Origin of the sequence: Formosa algae, from assembly GCF_001439665.1 — a bacterium.
Lineage (GTDB): Bacteria > Bacteroidota > Bacteroidia > Flavobacteriales > Flavobacteriaceae > Formosa > Formosa algae.
Genome location: NZ_LMAK01000076.1, coordinates 80,829 through 99,695 on the forward strand (window position 1 = coordinate 80,829; position 18,867 = coordinate 99,695).

Below are 18,867 nucleotides of genomic sequence, written 5' to 3' on the forward strand. Positions count from 1 at the left end.
ACTTATTTCAAGTATATTTTTATTTGCATTATTTACAATTGCTTTAAACCTTATTGTTTATTATCAACATTAGAATAAAAAAAAGGACAATCACATGATTGTCCTTTTTTTTATTTAAAATTAAGATTGTTCTATAGTTCTAGAGCTTTCTTAACATCGTTATTCATTAAGAATTCTTGTGGGTTTTCTAAAGCTTCTTTTACAGCAACTAAGAAACCTACACTTTCTTTACCATCTATAATTCTGTGATCGTAAGATAAGGCAACATACATAATTGGTCTAATTACTACCTGACCATCTACAGCTACGGGACGCTCAACAATGTTATGCATACCTAAAATACCACTTTGAGGTGGGTTAATAATTGGCGTAGATAACATACTTCCAAACACACCACCATTAGTAATTGTGAATGTTCCACCTGTCATTTCATCTACAGTAATTTGTCCGTCTCTTGCACGAAGCGCTAAACGTTTAACTTCTGCTTCAACACCTCTAAAACTTAAATTTTCTGCATTTCTAATAACAGGAACCATTAAACCTTTAGGTCCAGAAACCGCAATACTAATATCACAGAAATCGTAAGACAACATTTCTTTACCATCCATCATAGAGTTAACTGCAGGATACATTTCTAAGGCTCTAACAACTGCTAAAGTAAAGAAACTCATGAATCCTAATCCAACACCATGCTTAGCTTTAAACGCTTCTTTATACTCGCTTCTTAAAGAAAATATAGGAGACATATCTACTTCGTTAAACGTAGTTAACATCGCTGTTTCGTTTTTAACGGCAACAAGACGCTCTGCAACTTTACGACGTAACATAGACAATTTAGAACGCGACTCTCCTCGAGATCCTCCAGTTGGAGTTCCCATAGAAGGTTTTGCCTGCACTGCATCTTCTTTAGTTATTCTTCCAGCTTTACCTGTACCAATAACACTAGCAGCATCCATTCCTTTTTCTGCTAAAATCTTTTTAGCTGCAGGACTAGCTGTACCGGACGCATATGTTTTTTCTGCTGCTGGAGCAGTTTTAGGAGCTTCTGCTTTTGGAGCAGGAGCCTCTTCTTTTTTATCTTCTTTTGCTGGCGCATCACCTTCTGGTTTTGCAGCACTTGTATCTATTAAACATACAACCTCACCAACGGCAACAGCATCTCCTTCTTCTGCCTTAAGCGTTATAATTCCGCTTTCTTCAGCAGGAAGTTCTAGTGTAGCTTTATCACTATCCACTTCAGCAATTGCTTGATCTTTCTCTACATAATCACCATCTTGAACTAACCATGTTGCTATTTCTACTTCTGTAATAGATTCTCCTGGAGAAGGTACTTTCATTTCTAAAATCATCGTTCAATATTTTAGTTTAATCTTATTGTTAAATTATCGTTGGTTGTTTTTTGTTTTATCGAAAACATAGTCGATTACTTCTTTGTGGCGGCGTTTAGATCGTGTAGAACTACCCGCAGCAGGTGCACCATAAGGACGTCTTGCAACAAATCTGAATGTTTTTGCTTCGTCAAAATGCATTAACATATGCGCATAAGCACCCATGTTTCTTGGTTCTTCTTGTGCCCAAACTACTTCTTCTGCATTACTGTATTTTGCAATCGTTTCTCTCATAGCTGTCGCTGGCAAAGGGAATAATTGTTCGATACGCACTAAGGCAACATCATCTCTTCCTTGTTCTTCTTTTACTTCTAATAAGTCGTAGTAGAATTTACCTGTAACAAAAACAAGTGATTTTACTGTATCTACCTTTGCTTCTGCATCGTCTATTAGCATTTGGAAACTTCCATTCGCAAATTCATCTACAGTAGATACTACTTTTGGATGACGCAATAAACTCTTAGGTGTAAAAACAATTAAAGGTTTTCTGAAGTTAGATTTCATTTGTTTACGTAACAAATGATAAATGTTAGCAGGTGTGGTACAATCTGCTACAAACATATTGTCTTTAGCACACAATTGTAAATAACGTTCCATACGTGCCGATGAATGCTCTGCTCCTTGCCCTTCATAACCATGTGGTAATAACATAACCAATCCGTTTTGAAGCTTCCATTTATCTTCGGCAGCAGAGATATATTGATCTAACATAATTTGCGCTCCATTACTAAAGTCACCAAATTGTGCTTCCCAAATTGTTAATGTTTTTGGACTTGCCATAGCGTAACCATAATCGAAACCTACAACACCATACTCTGAAAGTAATGAGTTATAAATAAAGAATTTTCCCTGGTTATCGCTTAAGTTATTTAAAAGTACAACTTCTTCTTCACTGTCTTCTACTTTAATCACAGCATGACGGTGAGAGAAAGTACCACGCTCTACATCTTGTCCAGACATTCTAACATCAAAACCTTCTTCTAAAAGGGTTCCATATGCTAAATGTTCTGCCATGGCCCAATCTAATCTATCCTCTTCAAACATTGTTTTTCTAGATTGCACTAAACGTTCAATCTTACGGATAAACTTTTTGTCTTCAGGTAAATTAGAAATTACTTGTGCAATCTGAGCTAATTTTTCTTTAGTTACTGTAGTATCTACAGGATTCATCATATCTTGTTCAGTAACGCGAACAAAATCACACCACTCATCTTGCATGAACGGTGTTATAACTGTTTTCTCTTCTTTTCGAGAATCTTCTAATTCTTCTTCTAGGCTAGCTTTATAAGCAGCCTCTAACTCCTTAACGTAACCTTCATCAATCACACCTTCCTTAATTAATTTTGCAGCATAGATATCTCTTGGATTCTGATGCTTAGCAATAGCTTTATATAATTTAGGTTGTGTAAAACGAGGTTCGTCACCTTCGTTATGACCGTATTTTCTATACCCTAACAGGTCAATAAATACATCGCGTTTAAAATGCATTCTAAAATCTAATGCAAAAAGTGTAGCATGTACAACAGCTTCAACATCGTCTGCATTCACGTGTAACACAGGAGACAATGTTACTTTAGCAACATCTGTACAGTATGTACTAGAACGTGCATCTAAATAATTGGTTGTAAACCCAATTTGGTTATTTACAACAATATGAAGCGTTCCGTTAGTTTTATAACCATCTAGTTGCGCCATTTGTACAATTTCGTACACTAAACCTTGACCTGCAATAGCGGCATCACCATGCACTACAATTGGTAGTACTTGAGATGGGTTATCTGCATATTTATCGTCTTGTTTAGCACGAACAATACCTTCTACAACAGCTCCAACCGTTTCTAAGTGCGATGGGTTAGGTGCTATATTTAAATTTATTTTCTTTCCGCTATCTGTTTGGCGATTACTTGTCCATCCTAAGTGATATTTTACATCACCATCAAAAATTTCTTCTTCGTAATCTTTACCATCAAATTCACTAAAGATATCTTTAGCCGATTTTCCGAAGATATTTGTAAGCGTACTTAAACGACCACGGTGGGCCATACCCATTACAAATTCTTTAACGCCATAGTCTGCTGCTTTTTCAATAACGGCATCTAGTGCTGGGATTAAAGATTCTCCTCCTTCTAAAGAAAAACGTTTCTGCCCTACATATTTAGTATGTAAGAAACTTTCAAAAGAAACGGCTTCATTTAGTTTTTTAAGAATGTGCTTTTTCCCTTCTGCATCGAAGTTAGGCTGGTTATCGTTTACATTAAGTTTTTGTTGAATCCATGTCTTACGATCTGGATTTCTAACATACATATATTCTATACCAATAGAATCACAGTATATTTTTTCTAAATGTTTAACAATTTCTTTTAGCGTTTGAGATCCGATACCTAAGATTTCCCCTGCTGAAAAAACAGTGTCTAAATCGCTATTAGATAATCCGAAATTCTCTAAAGCCAAAGTTGGCGAATAGGTTCTACGATCGCGAACTGGGTTTGTTTTAGTAAACAGGTGCCCTCGGGTTCGGTAACCGGCAATCAATTGAACAACTTGAAACTCTTTAGTTAGATTTTCTGACACATGGTCACAGGAGAAATTCTCCATAAGTTCTTGGTCAGCGATATCGTTTTCGCTACCAAAATCATAACCTTGAAAGAAAGCTCTCCAACTTGGCTCAACTGAATCTGGGTTTTCTAAATATTGATCGTATAATTCAGCAAAATATGCTGTATGTGCTGCGTTTAAAAAGGAATATTTATCCATTATATTTTTTGAGAAATTCTCGCTTTGACAAAATTTATCCAAAAGTACAACTTTTACTAAACTTAGATACCTTTTTCTTATATTTATAAAGGAATTTTAACGAAACTTTATCCTTGCCATGAAAAAATCATATAAATACTTTCTTAGAAGTATAATCTTAATTTCATTTTTTTCTCTGAGTTTTAAGAATATTTATGCACAAAATTCAAGTTTTAGCGATAATGTTAAATTTGGAGGAGGTATAGGTCTTGGCTTTAGTAATGATTTTTTTAGTGGTACAATAGAGCCCGCTGCACTCTATCAATTTAATTCGCAATTTGCACTTGGCGTAGGTTTAAATTTTACTTACAATTCTCAAAAAGATTTTTACAAATCGACTATTATCGGAGGAACGTTAACTGGACTTTACACACCAATATCTAACATTCAACTTTCAGGAGAGTTTCAGCAATTACATGTCAATAGAACATATGATAACGACAGAATATTTTATGACGATGAAAAATATTGGTTTCCAGCTTTACTTTTAGGAGTAGGTTACCAAACCAACAACGTAACTATAGGTGTTCGTTACGATGTGCTTTACGATGACGATAAAAGTATTTACGGCTCGCCATGGTCGCCGTTTATAAGAGTATATTTTTAACCGATAGCGTTAATGTATTACCTAAATCCTACCTACTTTTCATAAAAAAATTAAAAATGGAAAAATTATTAAGAATTATCGGAGCTGCTTGGGGAGCAAAAAAAATTGGAGGTGGTAAATGTGGTTGTATCGGAACAGTAGTTGTGTTCTTAATTTTATACTGGCTACTTGGATTTGTATTTAATATGTTTTAAAAACAACCTTAAATTACATGCTAATTTTTACTCCTATTTATATTGATGCTTAAACCACACTTTCTGCCATTCGCGTTTTAAAATTAGAAACGCAACTTGCTCAGAGAGTTTTAAAGTATCGCTACCATCTAACATCTTTATTTGTTGCTCCGGCACGTCAATAATATAGAGTAGATTTAAATACTCTGCAAAATTATTTTGGATGAGCTGATATACGGTTTCATGCAATTGCAGCTTTAAATCTTCAGGTAGAATAGACGATTCGACATCGAAATCTATATTTGCTAATCTGAAGTCTTTATTAAGCTGAAACACTAAATTTCCATACAATTCGTATTGTAAAGAAGTATTCAATAAGTCTTGTATGGATTCTATTTGCATCACACTAATTTGGGAGTTATACTTTTCTAGTCATTAAATTTTCACCAAAAAGTCTTAAAAGTTTCTTTTTCTCTTCACTTATATCTAAGGTGTCGAGCACAGAAAATGCTTTATTTGTATACGCTTCAATGGCTTTAGTAGTTGCATCTGCTGCACCACTACTTAAAAATAATTGCTTTACAGACTGCACTTTATCACTACTATCTGTTGGACTTACACTAAACAAATGTTGAAGTTCGCGTTGTTCTGCTTCTGCAGAGAATTCTAGCGTTTTTAAGTAAAGAAAAGTCTTTTTGTTTTCTATAATGTCTCCTCCTACTTGTTTTCCAAATGTTTTTGGATCACCAAAAGCATCTAAATAATCGTCTTGCAATTGAAAAGCCACACCTAAATTTCTTCCGAAGTCGTAAATACCTTCTTGCTCCGCCTTAGAAGCCTGAGCTACAATTGCTCCCATCTGCATCGCAGCACCAACCAAAACAGCCGTTTTATATTCAATCATTTTTAAATATTCAGGAATCGTAACGTCGTCTCTATTTTCAAAATCTACGTCGTATTGCTGTCCTTCACAAACTTCTAAAGCCGTTTTACTAAATAACTTTGCTAAATCTCTAAACGTTTCAGGCTCATAATTCTCAAATAACTGATACGCCATAATTAGCATAGCATCTCCAGACAAAATACCTGTATTTACATCCCATTTTTCATGAACAGTTTGGTTTCCGCGACGTAATGGTGCATCATCCATAATATCGTCATGAATTAAAGAAAAATTATGAAACACCTCTATACTCAATGCCGCATCTAACGCCTTTTTATAATCGGTGTTAAAAATTTCTGCCGACATTAAAGTTAAAACGGGTCTTAATCGCTTTCCTCCTAAATTTAAAATATAATCGATTGGCTCGTATAAAGATTTAGGTTCTCTGTCTGTTTTAAATTGCTTCAAGTAACTAATAAAAGCCTCTTGATAAGATAATATATTTTGCATGAGACAAAAATAACAGAATAAACGAAATTATCACATAGAGTTCTCCAATGTTAACAAACAATTAAAACTTAAGAAACTTTTATTGTTTTTTAAGTTTCCATGACTATATTTGCGCTCGAATTTAATGCAAATGAAAAAGAAGATTATTATAAAGTCTACCGAGTTATTTTTAAATCTAGGATTTAAAAGTGTGACTATGGATGACATTGCTGCTGAGATGGGCATTTCTAAAAAAACCATCTATCAATATTTCGAAACCAAAACAAAATTAATAGAAGCTACTGCGATATACAAATTTGAATCAATATCAGAATCTATTGATGCAATTTTTACTTTAGATGCAAATCCTATAGAAGAACTTTTTAAGATTAAAGAGTTTATTACTAACTATATGACCAACTTAAAGAAGTCGCCAGAATTTCAATTAAAAAAATATTATCCGCGAATACACACCATTTTAAGACAAAAACAATTTGAAGTGATGCAAAGTTGTGTGATTGATAATTTAAATAGAGGTATTGCTGAAGGACTTTATAGAGACAATCTAAACGTAGAAATTATTTCAAGATTATATTTCAATGCTTTAGGCGCACTTAAAGACGAAGAATTATTTCCAACTAATCAATTTACATTACAAGAATTACTAGACTATTACTTAGAATACCATTGTAAGAGGTATTTGCACGCCATTAGGCACAACTTTATTAAACAAAAAAAATACTACTAAAATTAATAACGAACAATGAGAAACAAACTAATACTATTATTTAGTTTATGCTTAAGCATTACAGCATTCGCTCAAGACGGACCAGTATCCTTTAGTTTACAAGAAGCTATAGATTACGCATTAGAAAATAATAGAACAGTAAAAAATGCAATTAGAGATATTGAAATTGCAGAAGAACAGAAATGGGAAACTACCGCAACAGGTTTACCTCAAATTAGCGGAACGGTAGATTACCAAAACTGGCTACAACAACAGGTATCTTTACTTCCTGCAGAAATTTTTGGCGGAGAAGCCGGCACTTTTATTCCTGTAGAGTTTAATACAAAACAAAACATTGGAGCAACTGCAACTTTAAATCAGTTATTATTTGACGGATCGTATTTAGTAGGTTTACAAGCCTCTAAAGTGTATTTAGAAATTTCTAAAAACTCTAAAACTAAAACAGATTTAGAAATTAGAAAAGCAGTTATAAATGCCTACGGAAATGTTTTATTAACAGAAGAAAGCCTAAAAATCTTAGAAAGCAATAAAGAAATTTTAGAATCTAATTTAAATGAAATTCAGAAGACCTTTGAAAATGGTTTAGAAGAAGAAGAAAGTGTTGAACAAATTAAAATTACATTGTCTGGTTTAATTAGTGACTTAAACAATGTAAAACGTTTAAATGAATTATCGTACCAAATGCTAAACATTACATTAGGTATAGATTTAAACACAGACACAACACTTACAGACAACCTTGAAATATTAGCCTTGCAATACACGTCTTTAGAAGCTCTTGCTGCCGATGAAAGTGTAGAAAATACTATCGATTATTTAATTGCACAAAACGACGTAGAAAGCAAAGACTTATTAGTAAAGTTAGCCATGAGTGATGGTATGCCAACCTTAAGTGCATTTATAAATGGAGGTTATTCTGCTTACGGCGAAACTTTCGGCTTTTTTAACAGCAGTCAAAAATGGTACAGCTCTTCGTTATTTGGTGTGAGTTTAAATATTCCAATATTTAGCTCGTTAGGACGCTCTGCTGCAACACAACAAGCACGAATAGATTTAGACAAAGCACACGAGTCTTTAACAGAAACAGAACAACAACTTAAACTTCAAATAGCAACAGCAAAAAGTGAGTACCAATATGCTATTGAAGATTACGGCAATAAAAAACTAAACTTAGAACTTGCAGAACGTATAGAACATAAAAATCAAGTTAAATTCTTTGAAGGAATTTCTTCAAGTTTCGATTTAAGACAAGCACAAACACAATTATATTCTGCACAACAAGAATATTTACAAGCCATGCTTGACATCATTAACAAAAAAGCAGAACTAGACGCCATTTTAAGTACTTTAAACAATTAATAAGCCCATTATGAAACATATATATACAATCGCAGCTTTTGCATTTCTATTAATTTCCTGCGGAGGAAAAGAACAAACCGTAGAACAAGTTTTATCTGAAGGAAATCTTGAAAACATTCGTGCTAAACGTAGCGAAATAGAAGAAAAACAAGTCGCTATTAGTAAACAATTAAAATTAATTGATGAAAAAATAGCCGAATTAGACGATTCTAAAAAACTTCCATTAGTTACCACGGTTAGCGCAAAAACAGAAAACTTTGTACACTTTTTAGAATTACAAGGAAGCGTGCAAACCAAAGAAAATATTGTAATTTTTTCTGAAACGTCAGGAATATTACAAGACGTTTATGTTAAGGAAGGACAACACGTTAGCAAAGGACAACTTTTGGCCAAAATAGACGATGGCGGATTAGAGCAACAAGTCTCTCAAAGCGAAATTCAATTGGCACTAACAAAAACTACTTTTGAGCGCCAGAAACGTCTTTGGGATCAAAAAATTGGAAGTGAAATACAATACCTTCAAGCTAAATCTACTTTTGAAGCGCAAGAGCAAGCTGTAAATCAACTAAAAACACAATTAGCTAAGGCCGCAATTACAGCTCCTTTCTCTGGTGTTATAGACGATATTATTACAGAACAAGGAAGTGTTGTAAGCCCAGGACAATCTCAGCTTATGCGTATTGTAAACCTAAAAAACATGTATATAGAAACCGAAGTACCGGAAAACTATATTAAAAGTGTTGTTGAAGGTAAAGATGTAAAAGTAGAGTTCCCAATTTTAGGCACTAGCGTAGATACTAAAATTCGTCAAGCAAGTAATTTTATTAATCCAGCGAACAGAACTTTTAAAGTAGAAGTTGCCGTACCTAATAAAGACGAAAACATTAAACCTAACTTAACTGCAAAGCTTAAAATTAACGATTACACTAGCGAAAACGCACTATTAATTCCGTTAAGTATTATTTCTGAAAATGCTAACGGAGAGCAATACATCTACGTTATTTCTAATAAAAATGATAAAGGAGAAGCTACTGTTAATCGTGCCATTATAGAAACTGGAAAATCGCAAAACGATGTGATAGAAGTATTAAGCGGTATAGAAAATGGTACCGAAATTATTAAAGAAGGTGCACGTAGTGTAAGAGATGGGCAAACCGTTAAAGTTATTAAATATTAAGCCTAAACCATGACTAAACACAAAAAGCAAGTAGACAAAGAATTTGGAATGTCGACGTGGGCTATTAATAACAAAACCACGATTTACGTTATTATGGCTGTAATTTTCTACCTAGGAATTACTGCTTATTACCAAATGCCAAGAGAAAACTTTCCAGAAGTTGTAGAAACTAAAATTTATGTGAGTTCTATATACCCAGGAAACACTGCAGAGGATATTGAAAAACTGATTACAAATCCTCTAGAAGACAAATTAAAAACAATAAGTAATGTTGTTGAAATAACATCTACGTCTCAAGAAGACTACTCTATGATTATTGTAGAATTCGACGAGAGTATAAGCGTAGAAGCTGCCAAACAAAAGGTTAAAGACGAAATAGATTCTGAAACGGCAGGTGAAGATTGGCCAACATTTAACGATGCTAAAGTAGAACCTAATGCTTTCGATTTAAATCTATCGGAAGAAATGCCTATTCTCAACATTAATATTTCTGGAGATTACCCAGTCGATAAATTAAAAGATTTCGGTGAATATCTTCAAGATGAAATAGAAGATTTACAAGAAATTAAGCAAGTAGATATTCGTGGAGCTCAGGAAAAAGAAGTAGAAATTGCGGTAGATATTTATAAAATGATGGCTGCTAAAGTAAGTTTCTCTGACGTGATTAATGCCGTTCGTGGCGGAAACGTAACCATGTCTGCAGGAAATTTAATTTCTAGCGGTCAACGTCGTACTATTAGAATTCTAGGGGAAGTAGAAACTCCAGCAGAACTGAATAATTTCGTAATTAAATCAGATAATAGCAATCCGATTTACTTAAAAGACATTGCCAAAGTATCATTCAAAGAAAAAGACAGAACAACTTATGCTCGAGAATTTGGTCATCGTGTTGTCATGTTAGACGTTAAAAAACGTGCTGGTAAAAACATGGTCGATGCTGCAGAACAAATTCAAGACATAGTAAACGATGCTAAAGACAATGTGTTTCCACAAGATTTAACAGTAACCATTGCTAACGACCAATCGTCGGTAACCATTGGCCAGGTAGACGACCTAGTAAACAATATTATTTTTGGTATTATACTAGTGATTACCGTACTTATGTTTTTCTTAGGTTTTAAAAACGCACTCTTTGTTGGATTTGCCATACCTATGTCTATGTTTATGTCTTTAATGATTTTAAACTTCTTAGGCTATACTTTAAACACCATGATCCTTTTCGGATTAATTATGGGGTTAGGAATGTTGGTAGATAATGGTATTGTTGTTGTAGAAAACGTATACCGTTTAATGGACGAAGAGGGTATGAGCAGGAAAAAAGCTGCAAAAATAGGTATTGGCGAAATTGCTTACCCTATTATTATCTCTACCGCAACAACTGTAGCGGCATTTATTCCTTTAGGCCTTTGGCCTGGAGTTATGGGGAAATTCATGATTCTTTTACCTATAACATTATCGACCGTTCTAGGGTCTTCTTTAATTGTTGCAATCTTTTTTAACTCGGTATTGGTTTCTAAATACATGACTGTAGAAGATAAAGACATGCCTTTAAAAAACGTTGTTACCATTACAGGTATCGTTTCTGTAATAGGATTGCTTATTTTAATATTCGGTGGAGCGTATAGAGGTCTTGGAGGATTAATGATTTTTACAGCTGCAATGCTTTGGATTTACCGTTTGTTTTTAAGAAAAATGGCAAACACTTTTCAAACAAAAATATTAGTGATTTTTGAAAACTTTTACGAACGTGAATTAAGACGTGCATTAAGTAAAAAATGGCCTGCTTTTATTACCATAACTACATTTGCATTATTAATATTAGCTTTTGTAGCCTTTGGTGCCTCTTTAAAATCTCAACGTACAAAAGTTGAATTCTTTCCAGACAATAAGCCGAATCAAATTATTGTTTACATAGAATATCCTGAAGGGACCGATATAGAAAAAACCAACACGATTACTAAAGAAATTGAGAAAAAGGTTTACGATGTATTGGACGACGATGAATATAAAGATGGCGACTACAACTTTTTAGTAGAAAGTGCCGTGTCTCAAGTTGGAGAAGGTGCAGGTAATCCACAAACAGATGGTGGGTCTTCTGCAGAAATGCCACACAAAGCAAAGATTACAGCATCTATGCGAGAGTATAAGTACAGACGTGGTAAAGACAGTGAATTACTGCGTCAGAAAATACAAAAGGCATTAGTGGGAATTTATCCAGGTGTATTAATATCTGTAGAAAAAGATCAGAACGGACCTCCAGCAGGATCGCCAATTAATATTGAAATTGAAGGTGACGATTATGCAGAGCTTATAGGAATTGCACAAAGCATGAGAGATTTCATTAACCAGAAAAACATTCCTGGAATAGACGAACTTAAAATAGACGTTAATAAAGGAAAGCCAACGATGTTGGTTGAGGTCGATAGAGCAAAATCTGGAGAATTAGGTGTAAGCGCCAGTCAGGTTGGAACACAATTACGTAATTCTATTTTCGGTAGTAAAGCGGGTGTATATAAAGAAAACGGCGACGATTACGATATCTATGTGCGTTTTAACGAAGACAACAGATATAATATCAGTGCCATTTTTAATCAGAAAATGACCTTTAGAGACAACACTGGACAAATTAAAGAAATCCCTGTTTCTGCTGTTGCGAAACAAAGTAATACTTCTGGATACAGTGCGATTAAACATAAAGACACCAGACGTGTTGTTACGGTATATTCTGCTTTATCTCCTGGATTTACAGATGCTGCTGCAATTGTGGGGCAAATTCAGAATGAAATGAAAACATTCGAAAACTTACCTGCAGGGATTAATATAGATTACACAGGTCAGATTGAAGAACAAAATAAACAAATGGCCTTCTTAATTAACGCATTCTTTACTGGATTAGCCCTTATCTTTTTCATTTTAATATTCCAATTCAATTCAATTTCAAAACCAGGAATAATAATGTTAGCGATTTTCTTAAGTTTTATTGGGGTGTTTGGCGGACTTGTGGTTACCGGAGATGCTTTCGTAATTATGATGACCATGATGGGTATTATATCCTTAGCTGGTATTGTTGTAAATAATGGTGTGGTACTTTTAGATTACGCCCAACTCCTTATTGATAGAAAGAAAATTGAGCTCGACATTAAAGACGATGATTATTTAAATAAAGCAGATTTATACGAATGTATTGTTCGTGCTGGAAAAGCACGTTTACGTCCTGTATTATTAACCGCTATTACTACTATTTTAGGATTAATACCGTTAGCCATTGGACTAAATATTAACTTCTTTACGTTAGTAAGCGATTTTAACCCTAACATTTATATTGGAGGAGATAATGTCGTTTTCTGGGGACCATTAGCATGGACCGTTATTTACGGACTGTTAATTGCCACATTCTTAACTTTAATTGTAGTCCCTGTATTTTTCTACTTAACCTCACTATTTAAATTGTGGTTATCAGAAAGAAAAATTGTAAAGGTAGCCGACTAAAATCAAAACATGACACAAACTAAAAATCCGGAGCTTTATACTCCGGATTTTTTTTATTTATAAGTGTTAGTTGATATTAGTACGACTAACTCTTATACTATTTAAAAGCTAGAATTTATAATTGAATCCAATACTAAAATTAGTACCTAACTGCCCCAATTGTTGTACTTCTGAAGAATAAGTAAATCGCGATGCAGCTTCAGCAGTTCCTGTAGATGCTAAAGTTTCATCTGGATACACATCAAAAATATTATTTAGAATTCCTGTTATACTTAACTTATCTGTAAAATGATAGCTTAAACTTAAATCTGTAGCTACTTTTGAGGATAAATCTTGATCAAATTCTTCCCCTAAAGGAGATGTTATAGTTACTTCTCCAAACATGGTATTGTAAAGTCCTACATTGAATTTATCTGCGATATAATCAATTCCTAAGATAATTTTAGATTTTGGTCTAGAATTAGTAATCAAACCCTGTTCAATTCTTTCAAAAATATCATAGCCATTAGCAGCCAAATCATCTGGTGTATTAATAGCATCTATAGTAGTTTCATTAAAGTTAGCAGCCAAATTAACATTTAATATAGCGCTCCCAAGATCTATATTATCGTAGTTTAATACAATATCTAACCCTGTTGTTTTAGTATCTCCTGCATTAATAAAAAACTGAACTGCAGTCACTCCATTTTCTGCTAAAATTTGCTCCACAGGATTTGTAGTGGTATCGTCTGAATCGGATCCAATTTGAGAAGAGAACAACACACGATCATCTACATTTATTTGATAAAAATCTAAAGACGCGTAAAAATTACTATTAAATTTATACGTAATACCAGCAGCTATATTTTTAGATGTTTCAGCAAAGAGATTTGGTACGCCTAAAGCTTCTACAGCAGGATTATTATTTGCCAATGTTCCTTGTAATAACGGCTCTGAAGAACCGGCAACAATAATATACTGGCTATTTGTTAAAAAACGTTGGTGTAAAGTTGGCGCTCTAAATCCTGTACTATAAGAAGCTCTAATTGCTCCATTAGCTCCTAATTTTTGGCGTCCAAATATTTTCCATGAAAAGTTATCTCCAAAATCAGAAAAATCTTCATATCTACCAGCAATACCTAATAACAAGCTTTCAGTAATATCAAAATCTAAACCGGCATAAACACCTAAGTTATTTCTATCCCATTTCCCAGCTTCTTCTGGTTTTATACCTGCAAAAGAATCTGATCCAGCACCGTAATAAGATAATGGCTCTCCTTCTACAGCTTCAAAATATTCTATTTTATATTCTAATCCGAATGAAGCACTTATCATTTCAGTAAATACAGATGAAAAATCTAAATTACCAATAATGTTACTTAAACTATAGCCTCCTGGTTCAAATGATGTTGGAGACGTTCCATGTTCTGCTAAATAATCTCTATTTACAGAATTGTTTACTGTATAACTTACACTATTTCTTCCGTAAGTTACACTTGCATCTGCGAACCAATTATTTCCTAAATCCATTTTTAAACCCATAGAATTAATATGATCTTTAATTCTAGCCTCAAAAGTTGGTTGATATCCTTCAAAATCTTCGGTAGGCGTTAGAAACTGAGCATCGGCTACATCTTGCCTCCAATACGGCGCTCTGTAATACGCAAAACTTTTACCTGTTCTTAAGGTATATCCATTAAAAGAATAAAACTCAGAACTTTCGCCAACGGGATGAGATATATTAACAAACACATCCCCTTTCTCTAAATCTGGCTGACCAACAGTCATTCCCGCTTTAGGATTATTGGCTAACCATTCAATTTCATAATCTCTAGTCGCTCCTTCGGCATCAACATCTACAACTCCAGCTCTATTTGTATGTGACTGGTTGTAATATCCGAGTGTTAAGTTTATAGAACCTCCTTCTCCAAAACCAAGTGTTGTATTAAAATCTGTGGCAAAATTAAAACCATCTCCGTCTGTAGTTAATCCAGATTTGGCACTAAAAGTAGAAAATTGAGCATCTTTTTTTAATACCATATTAATAACTCCTGCAATAGCATCAGACCCATATTGTGCTGATGCGCCATCTCTTAAAATCTCTACACGTTCTATTGCCGCAGTAGGTATACTTTTTAAATCTACTCCAACCTCTCCTTTTCCAGGCGTTCTATTTAAATAAACTTGTGCACTTTGGTTTTTACGTTTTCCGTTTATTAAAACTAATGTTCTACTTGGTCCTAAACCACGTAAATCTGCCGGATCGTAATGTGCAGTAGCATCTGCTATAGCCTGCGTTTGCGCATTAAAAGAAGGCACTTTAAAAGTAAGCATAGCTTCTATTGTAGGCTGACCTCCTCCTGTTAATTCTTCTACTCCAATATTATCTATAGGAACAGGAGAATCTAAAAGTGTTCTTGGTTTTGCTCTGTTTCCTAATAAAACAACAGCATCTAAAGCAACTCCAGCAGTCATGGTAACATTTACCACACTTCCAGAAACAACGACTTCTTTAGTATCGTACCCAACATAAGAGAATACTAAGGTAGCCCCAATATCAGCTTTCAAACTATATTCTCCTTCGAAATTAGTAGTAGTTCCTACCGCTGTTCCCTTTACTAAAACAGAAACACCCGGTACAGAACCTGTATCGTCTACAACCTTACCCGTAACCTCTTGAGCTACAATAACATTAGATATTCCGATACATGCTAAACACATCAATAACTTTAATTGTAATAATTTCATCATAATATCTGTTTTTTTAAAATTACCCTATTACTAAGATATGTATTTTATGTTTTATTTAACAGTTTTTAATCAGATATTAGTGATTTTTATTAAGTTTAAATCAATATAGACGCTAAATTATTACATATTACATAATATATTAACAAAAAAGAGCTGTTTAAATTATTAAAAAAAATAATTAGAAGACCTATATAACGAATACTAAAAAAAAAGTACAAGAATAAAGAGAATAACACATGTGAAAACACAACGAAAAGGTTGTAATACACAAACTAAAAAATCCGAGGTATAATGCTTCGGATTTTTTAGTTTATAATCATTTAACTTCATTAAATTTGCACATCAAAAAATTCAATATGTATAGAAGTAATAATTGTGGCGAACTAAGATCGTCTCATATAAATAATGAAGTAACACTTTCTGGCTGGGTACAAAAAGTGCGTGATAAAGGATTTATGGTTTGGGTAGATTTACGTGATCGTTACGGTATTACGCAACTTATTTTTGATGAAGAACGCACACCAAAAGCCATGATGGAACAGGCTCAAAAACTGGGTCGCGAATTCGTTATTCAAGTTAAAGGGACCGTTATAGAACGTGCTTCTAAAAACCCAAAAATTGCTACTGGAGATATAGAAATTTTAGTTTCAGAACTTACTATTTTAAACAGTGCAATCTTACCTCCTTTTACAATTGAAGATGAAACTGATGGTGGAGAAGAGTTACGTATGAAATATCGCTACTTAGATATTCGTCGTAATCCCGTAAAAAACAGCTTAATTTTCCGTCATAAAGTTACTCAAGAAGTTAGAAATTATTTATCTAATCAAGACTTTATTGAAGTTGAAACCCCATATTTAATTAAATCAACTCCAGAAGGTGCTCGCGATTTTGTAGTGCCATCTAGAATGAACGAAGGACAATTTTACGCCTTACCACAATCGCCACAAACTTTTAAGCAATTGCTTATGGTTGGTGGTATGGATAAATATTTCCAGATTGTAAAGTGTTTTAGAGATGAAGATTTACGTGCCGACAGACAGCCAGAATTCACACAAATAGACTGTGAAATGGCCTTTGTAGAGCAAGAGGATATTTTAAATGTCTTTGAAGGCTTAACACGCCACTTACTTAAAGAAGTTAACGGTGTAGAAATTGAAGAGTTCCCAAGAATGCTTTACGATGATGCGATGCGTTTGTACGGAAATGACAAACCAGACATTCGTTTTGGTATGCAATTCGGAGAATTAAACGCCGTTGCACAACACAAAGATTTTAAAGTCTTTAACGATGCAGAATTGGTTGTTGGTATTGCTATTCCTGGCGGAAACAGTTACACACGTAAAGAAATTGATAAATTAATAGACTGGGTTAAGCGGCCGCAAGTTGGGGCTTTAGGTATGGTCTATTCACGTTGTAACGACGATGGAACTTACAAATCTTCAGTAGATAAATTTTACAATCAAGACGATTTAGCAAAATGGGCAGAAGTAACACAAGCCAAAGCAGGCGATTTAATTTGTGTGCTTTCTGGACCTACAGATAAAGTACGCGCACAACTAAGTGCATTACGTATGGAAATGGCAGAACGTTTAGGATTAAGAGATCCAAAAGTATTTGCTCCCCTATGGGTTATGGACTTCCCGCTTTTAGAATGGGATGAAGACACCAAGCGTTATCACGCCATGCACCACCCATTTACATCTCCTAAACCTGGACAAATAGAATTATTAGACACCAATCCTGGAGAAGTAAAAGCTAATGCTTACGATTTAGTTTTAAATGGTAATGAAATCGGAGGTGGATCTATTCGTATTCACGATAAGGCAACACAAGCTATTATGTTGAAGCATTTAGGTTTCTCTGATGAAGAGGCTAAAGCACAATTCGGTTTCTTAATGGATGCATTTGAATACGGCGCACCGCCACACGGTGGATTAGCATTTGGTCTAGACCGTTTGGTTGCCATTTTAGGTGGACAAGAAACCATTCGTGATTTTATCGCATTCCCTAAAAACAACTCTGGTCGGGATGTGATGATTGATGCACCATCCAAAATAGACGATTTACAGCTTGAAGAACTAAGTCTAAAACTCAATATCAAATCATAACTATTAAATCCCGCACCTCAGCGGGATTTATACACTTAAGATAACATGCCAACACAAAAAAAATCATTATTAACAAAATTCTTGCTTTGGAAAACAAAGCATGTTGGTCATAGAAATTTCGTTTACTTTTTAAGCATCCTTGTAGGATTAATTGCAGGACTTGGTGCTGTTATTCTTAAAAATTCAACCCACTTTATTCAACATCTAATGGAGAATAAGGTGGTTAGTAATTACCATCACCCCTTTTATTTTTTGTTTCCTCTTGTGGGGTTATCTCTCACATATTTGGTCAAAAAATATGTAATAAGACAAGAATTTGGACATGGTATTCCCTCTACGCTTCGCGCTATTGCGAAGAAAAAAGGAATCATGAGACAATATCAAATGTTTTCTGCGCTGCTTACAGCACCTCTAACCGTGGGTTTTGGAGGTTCGGTTGGACTGGAAGGTCCAACAGTATCTACTGCTGCGGCTATTAGTTCTAATATTTCGCGCTTATTTCATACCAATCAATCTACCCGTACACTTTTAATGGGCTGTGCTGCTGCAGGAGCAATTGCATGTATCTTTAAAGCGCCTATTGCAGCCATAGTATTTGCTATAGAAGTGTTTAGTTTAGACCTTACTTTAATTTCATTATTACCGTTATTGATCTCATCTATTTCAGGCGTACTATTATCGTATTTTTTCTACGGTACAGACACTATTTTACCTTTTGAATTGATTGATAAATTCACATTAGGGCAAGTTCCCTTTTTCGTAATATTTGGTGTATTAGCAGCATTGACATCTATCTATTTCACTAAAGTATATGCCTATTTTCATGATTTCTTCGACGGTATCAAATCGCCTATAAAACGTTTACTTATTGGCGGTCTGGGGTTAGGTATTATTGTCTTTTTTATCCCGCCACTTTACGG

Annotated in this window: 13 protein-coding genes; 8 read left to right on the plus strand and 5 right to left on the minus strand. The window is 34.3% G+C overall.

All coding sequences use genetic code 11. The annotated features are described in order from the left end of the window. Positions 1 to 131: 131 nt before the first annotated feature. On the minus strand, positions 132 to 1,349 hold the full coding sequence (odhB, locus tag AST99_RS16455) for a 2-oxoglutarate dehydrogenase complex dihydrolipoyllysine-residue succinyltransferase (protein WP_057783651.1): 1,218 nt from the start codon (positions 1,347 to 1,349) through the stop codon (positions 132 to 134). 33 nt (positions 1,350 to 1,382) lie between these two features. Further along, on the minus strand, positions 1,383 to 4,142 hold the full coding sequence (locus AST99_RS16460; protein WP_057783654.1) for a 2-oxoglutarate dehydrogenase E1 component: 2,760 nt from the start codon (positions 4,140 to 4,142) through the stop codon (positions 1,383 to 1,385). A 118-nt stretch (positions 4,143 to 4,260) separates the two neighbouring features. Between AST99_RS16460 and AST99_RS16465 the strand changes: the two genes are divergently transcribed. Together AST99_RS16465 and AST99_RS18805 are read left to right on the plus strand one after the other, a co-directional pair. After that, entirely contained in the window at positions 4,261 to 4,788 is a 528-nt protein-coding gene (locus AST99_RS16465; protein ID WP_057783656.1) for a hypothetical protein, read from the plus strand. A 56-nt stretch (positions 4,789 to 4,844) separates the two neighbouring features. Then, positions 4,845 to 4,982, plus strand: a complete 138-nt coding sequence (locus AST99_RS18805; protein WP_172441674.1) for a hypothetical protein — start codon at positions 4,845 to 4,847, stop codon at positions 4,980 to 4,982. A 33-nt stretch (positions 4,983 to 5,015) separates the two neighbouring features. On the opposite strand, the gene AST99_RS16475 is transcribed toward AST99_RS18805, so the two are convergent. Together AST99_RS16475 and AST99_RS16480 are read right to left on the minus strand one after the other, a co-directional pair. Further along, entirely contained in the window at positions 5,016 to 5,363 is a 348-nt protein-coding gene (locus AST99_RS16475; protein WP_057783659.1) for a hypothetical protein, read from the minus strand. Between the two features lie 16 nt (positions 5,364 to 5,379). Then, positions 5,380 to 6,354, minus strand: a complete 975-nt coding sequence (locus AST99_RS16480) for a polyprenyl synthetase family protein (RefSeq protein ID WP_057783661.1) — start codon at positions 6,352 to 6,354, stop codon at positions 5,380 to 5,382. 130 nt (positions 6,355 to 6,484) lie between these two features. Between AST99_RS16480 and AST99_RS16485 the strand changes: the two genes are divergently transcribed. Genes AST99_RS16485 through AST99_RS16500 form a run of 4 tightly spaced genes read left to right on the plus strand, consistent with a single transcriptional unit; the run spans position 6,485 to position 13,106 of the window. Next, positions 6,485 to 7,081 carry a TetR/AcrR family transcriptional regulator gene (locus AST99_RS16485; protein WP_307413858.1) on the plus strand — a complete coding sequence of 199 codons (597 nt, stop codon included), beginning with the start codon at positions 6,485 to 6,487 and terminating at the stop codon, positions 7,079 to 7,081. Positions 7,082 to 7,096: 15 nt separating this feature from the next. Then, a complete protein-coding gene (locus AST99_RS16490) occupies positions 7,097 to 8,440 on the plus strand; it encodes a TolC family protein (protein ID WP_057783663.1) in 1,344 nt (447 codons plus the stop codon). Between the two features lie 10 nt (positions 8,441 to 8,450). Continuing rightward, entirely contained in the window at positions 8,451 to 9,617 is a 1,167-nt protein-coding gene (locus tag AST99_RS16495) for an efflux RND transporter periplasmic adaptor subunit (RefSeq protein WP_057783665.1), read from the plus strand. A gap of 9 nt (positions 9,618 to 9,626) precedes the next feature. Next, the gene (locus AST99_RS16500; RefSeq protein ID WP_057783667.1) at positions 9,627 to 13,106 is read left to right on the plus strand and encodes an efflux RND transporter permease subunit; all 3,480 of its coding nucleotides are present in this window, start codon (positions 9,627 to 9,629) and stop codon (positions 13,104 to 13,106) included. 108 nt (positions 13,107 to 13,214) lie between these two features. Here AST99_RS16500 and AST99_RS16505 read toward each other — a convergent pair whose 3' ends face one another. Next, positions 13,215 to 15,836: a TonB-dependent receptor gene (locus tag AST99_RS16505; protein ID WP_057783669.1), complete on the minus strand. Its 2,622-nt coding sequence runs from the start codon at positions 15,834 to 15,836 to the stop codon at positions 13,215 to 13,217. A gap of 356 nt (positions 15,837 to 16,192) precedes the next feature. On the opposite strand from AST99_RS16505, the gene aspS reads away from it, so the two are divergent. Both aspS and AST99_RS16515 read left to right on the plus strand, forming a co-directional pair. After that, on the plus strand, positions 16,193 to 17,947 hold the full coding sequence (gene aspS, locus AST99_RS16510) for an aspartate--tRNA ligase (protein WP_057783671.1): 1,755 nt from the start codon (positions 16,193 to 16,195) through the stop codon (positions 17,945 to 17,947). Between the two features lie 45 nt (positions 17,948 to 17,992). After that, positions 17,993 to 18,867 (plus strand): chloride channel protein (locus AST99_RS16515; protein ID WP_198151536.1); only part of this gene is annotated, 875 nt, incomplete at its 3' end.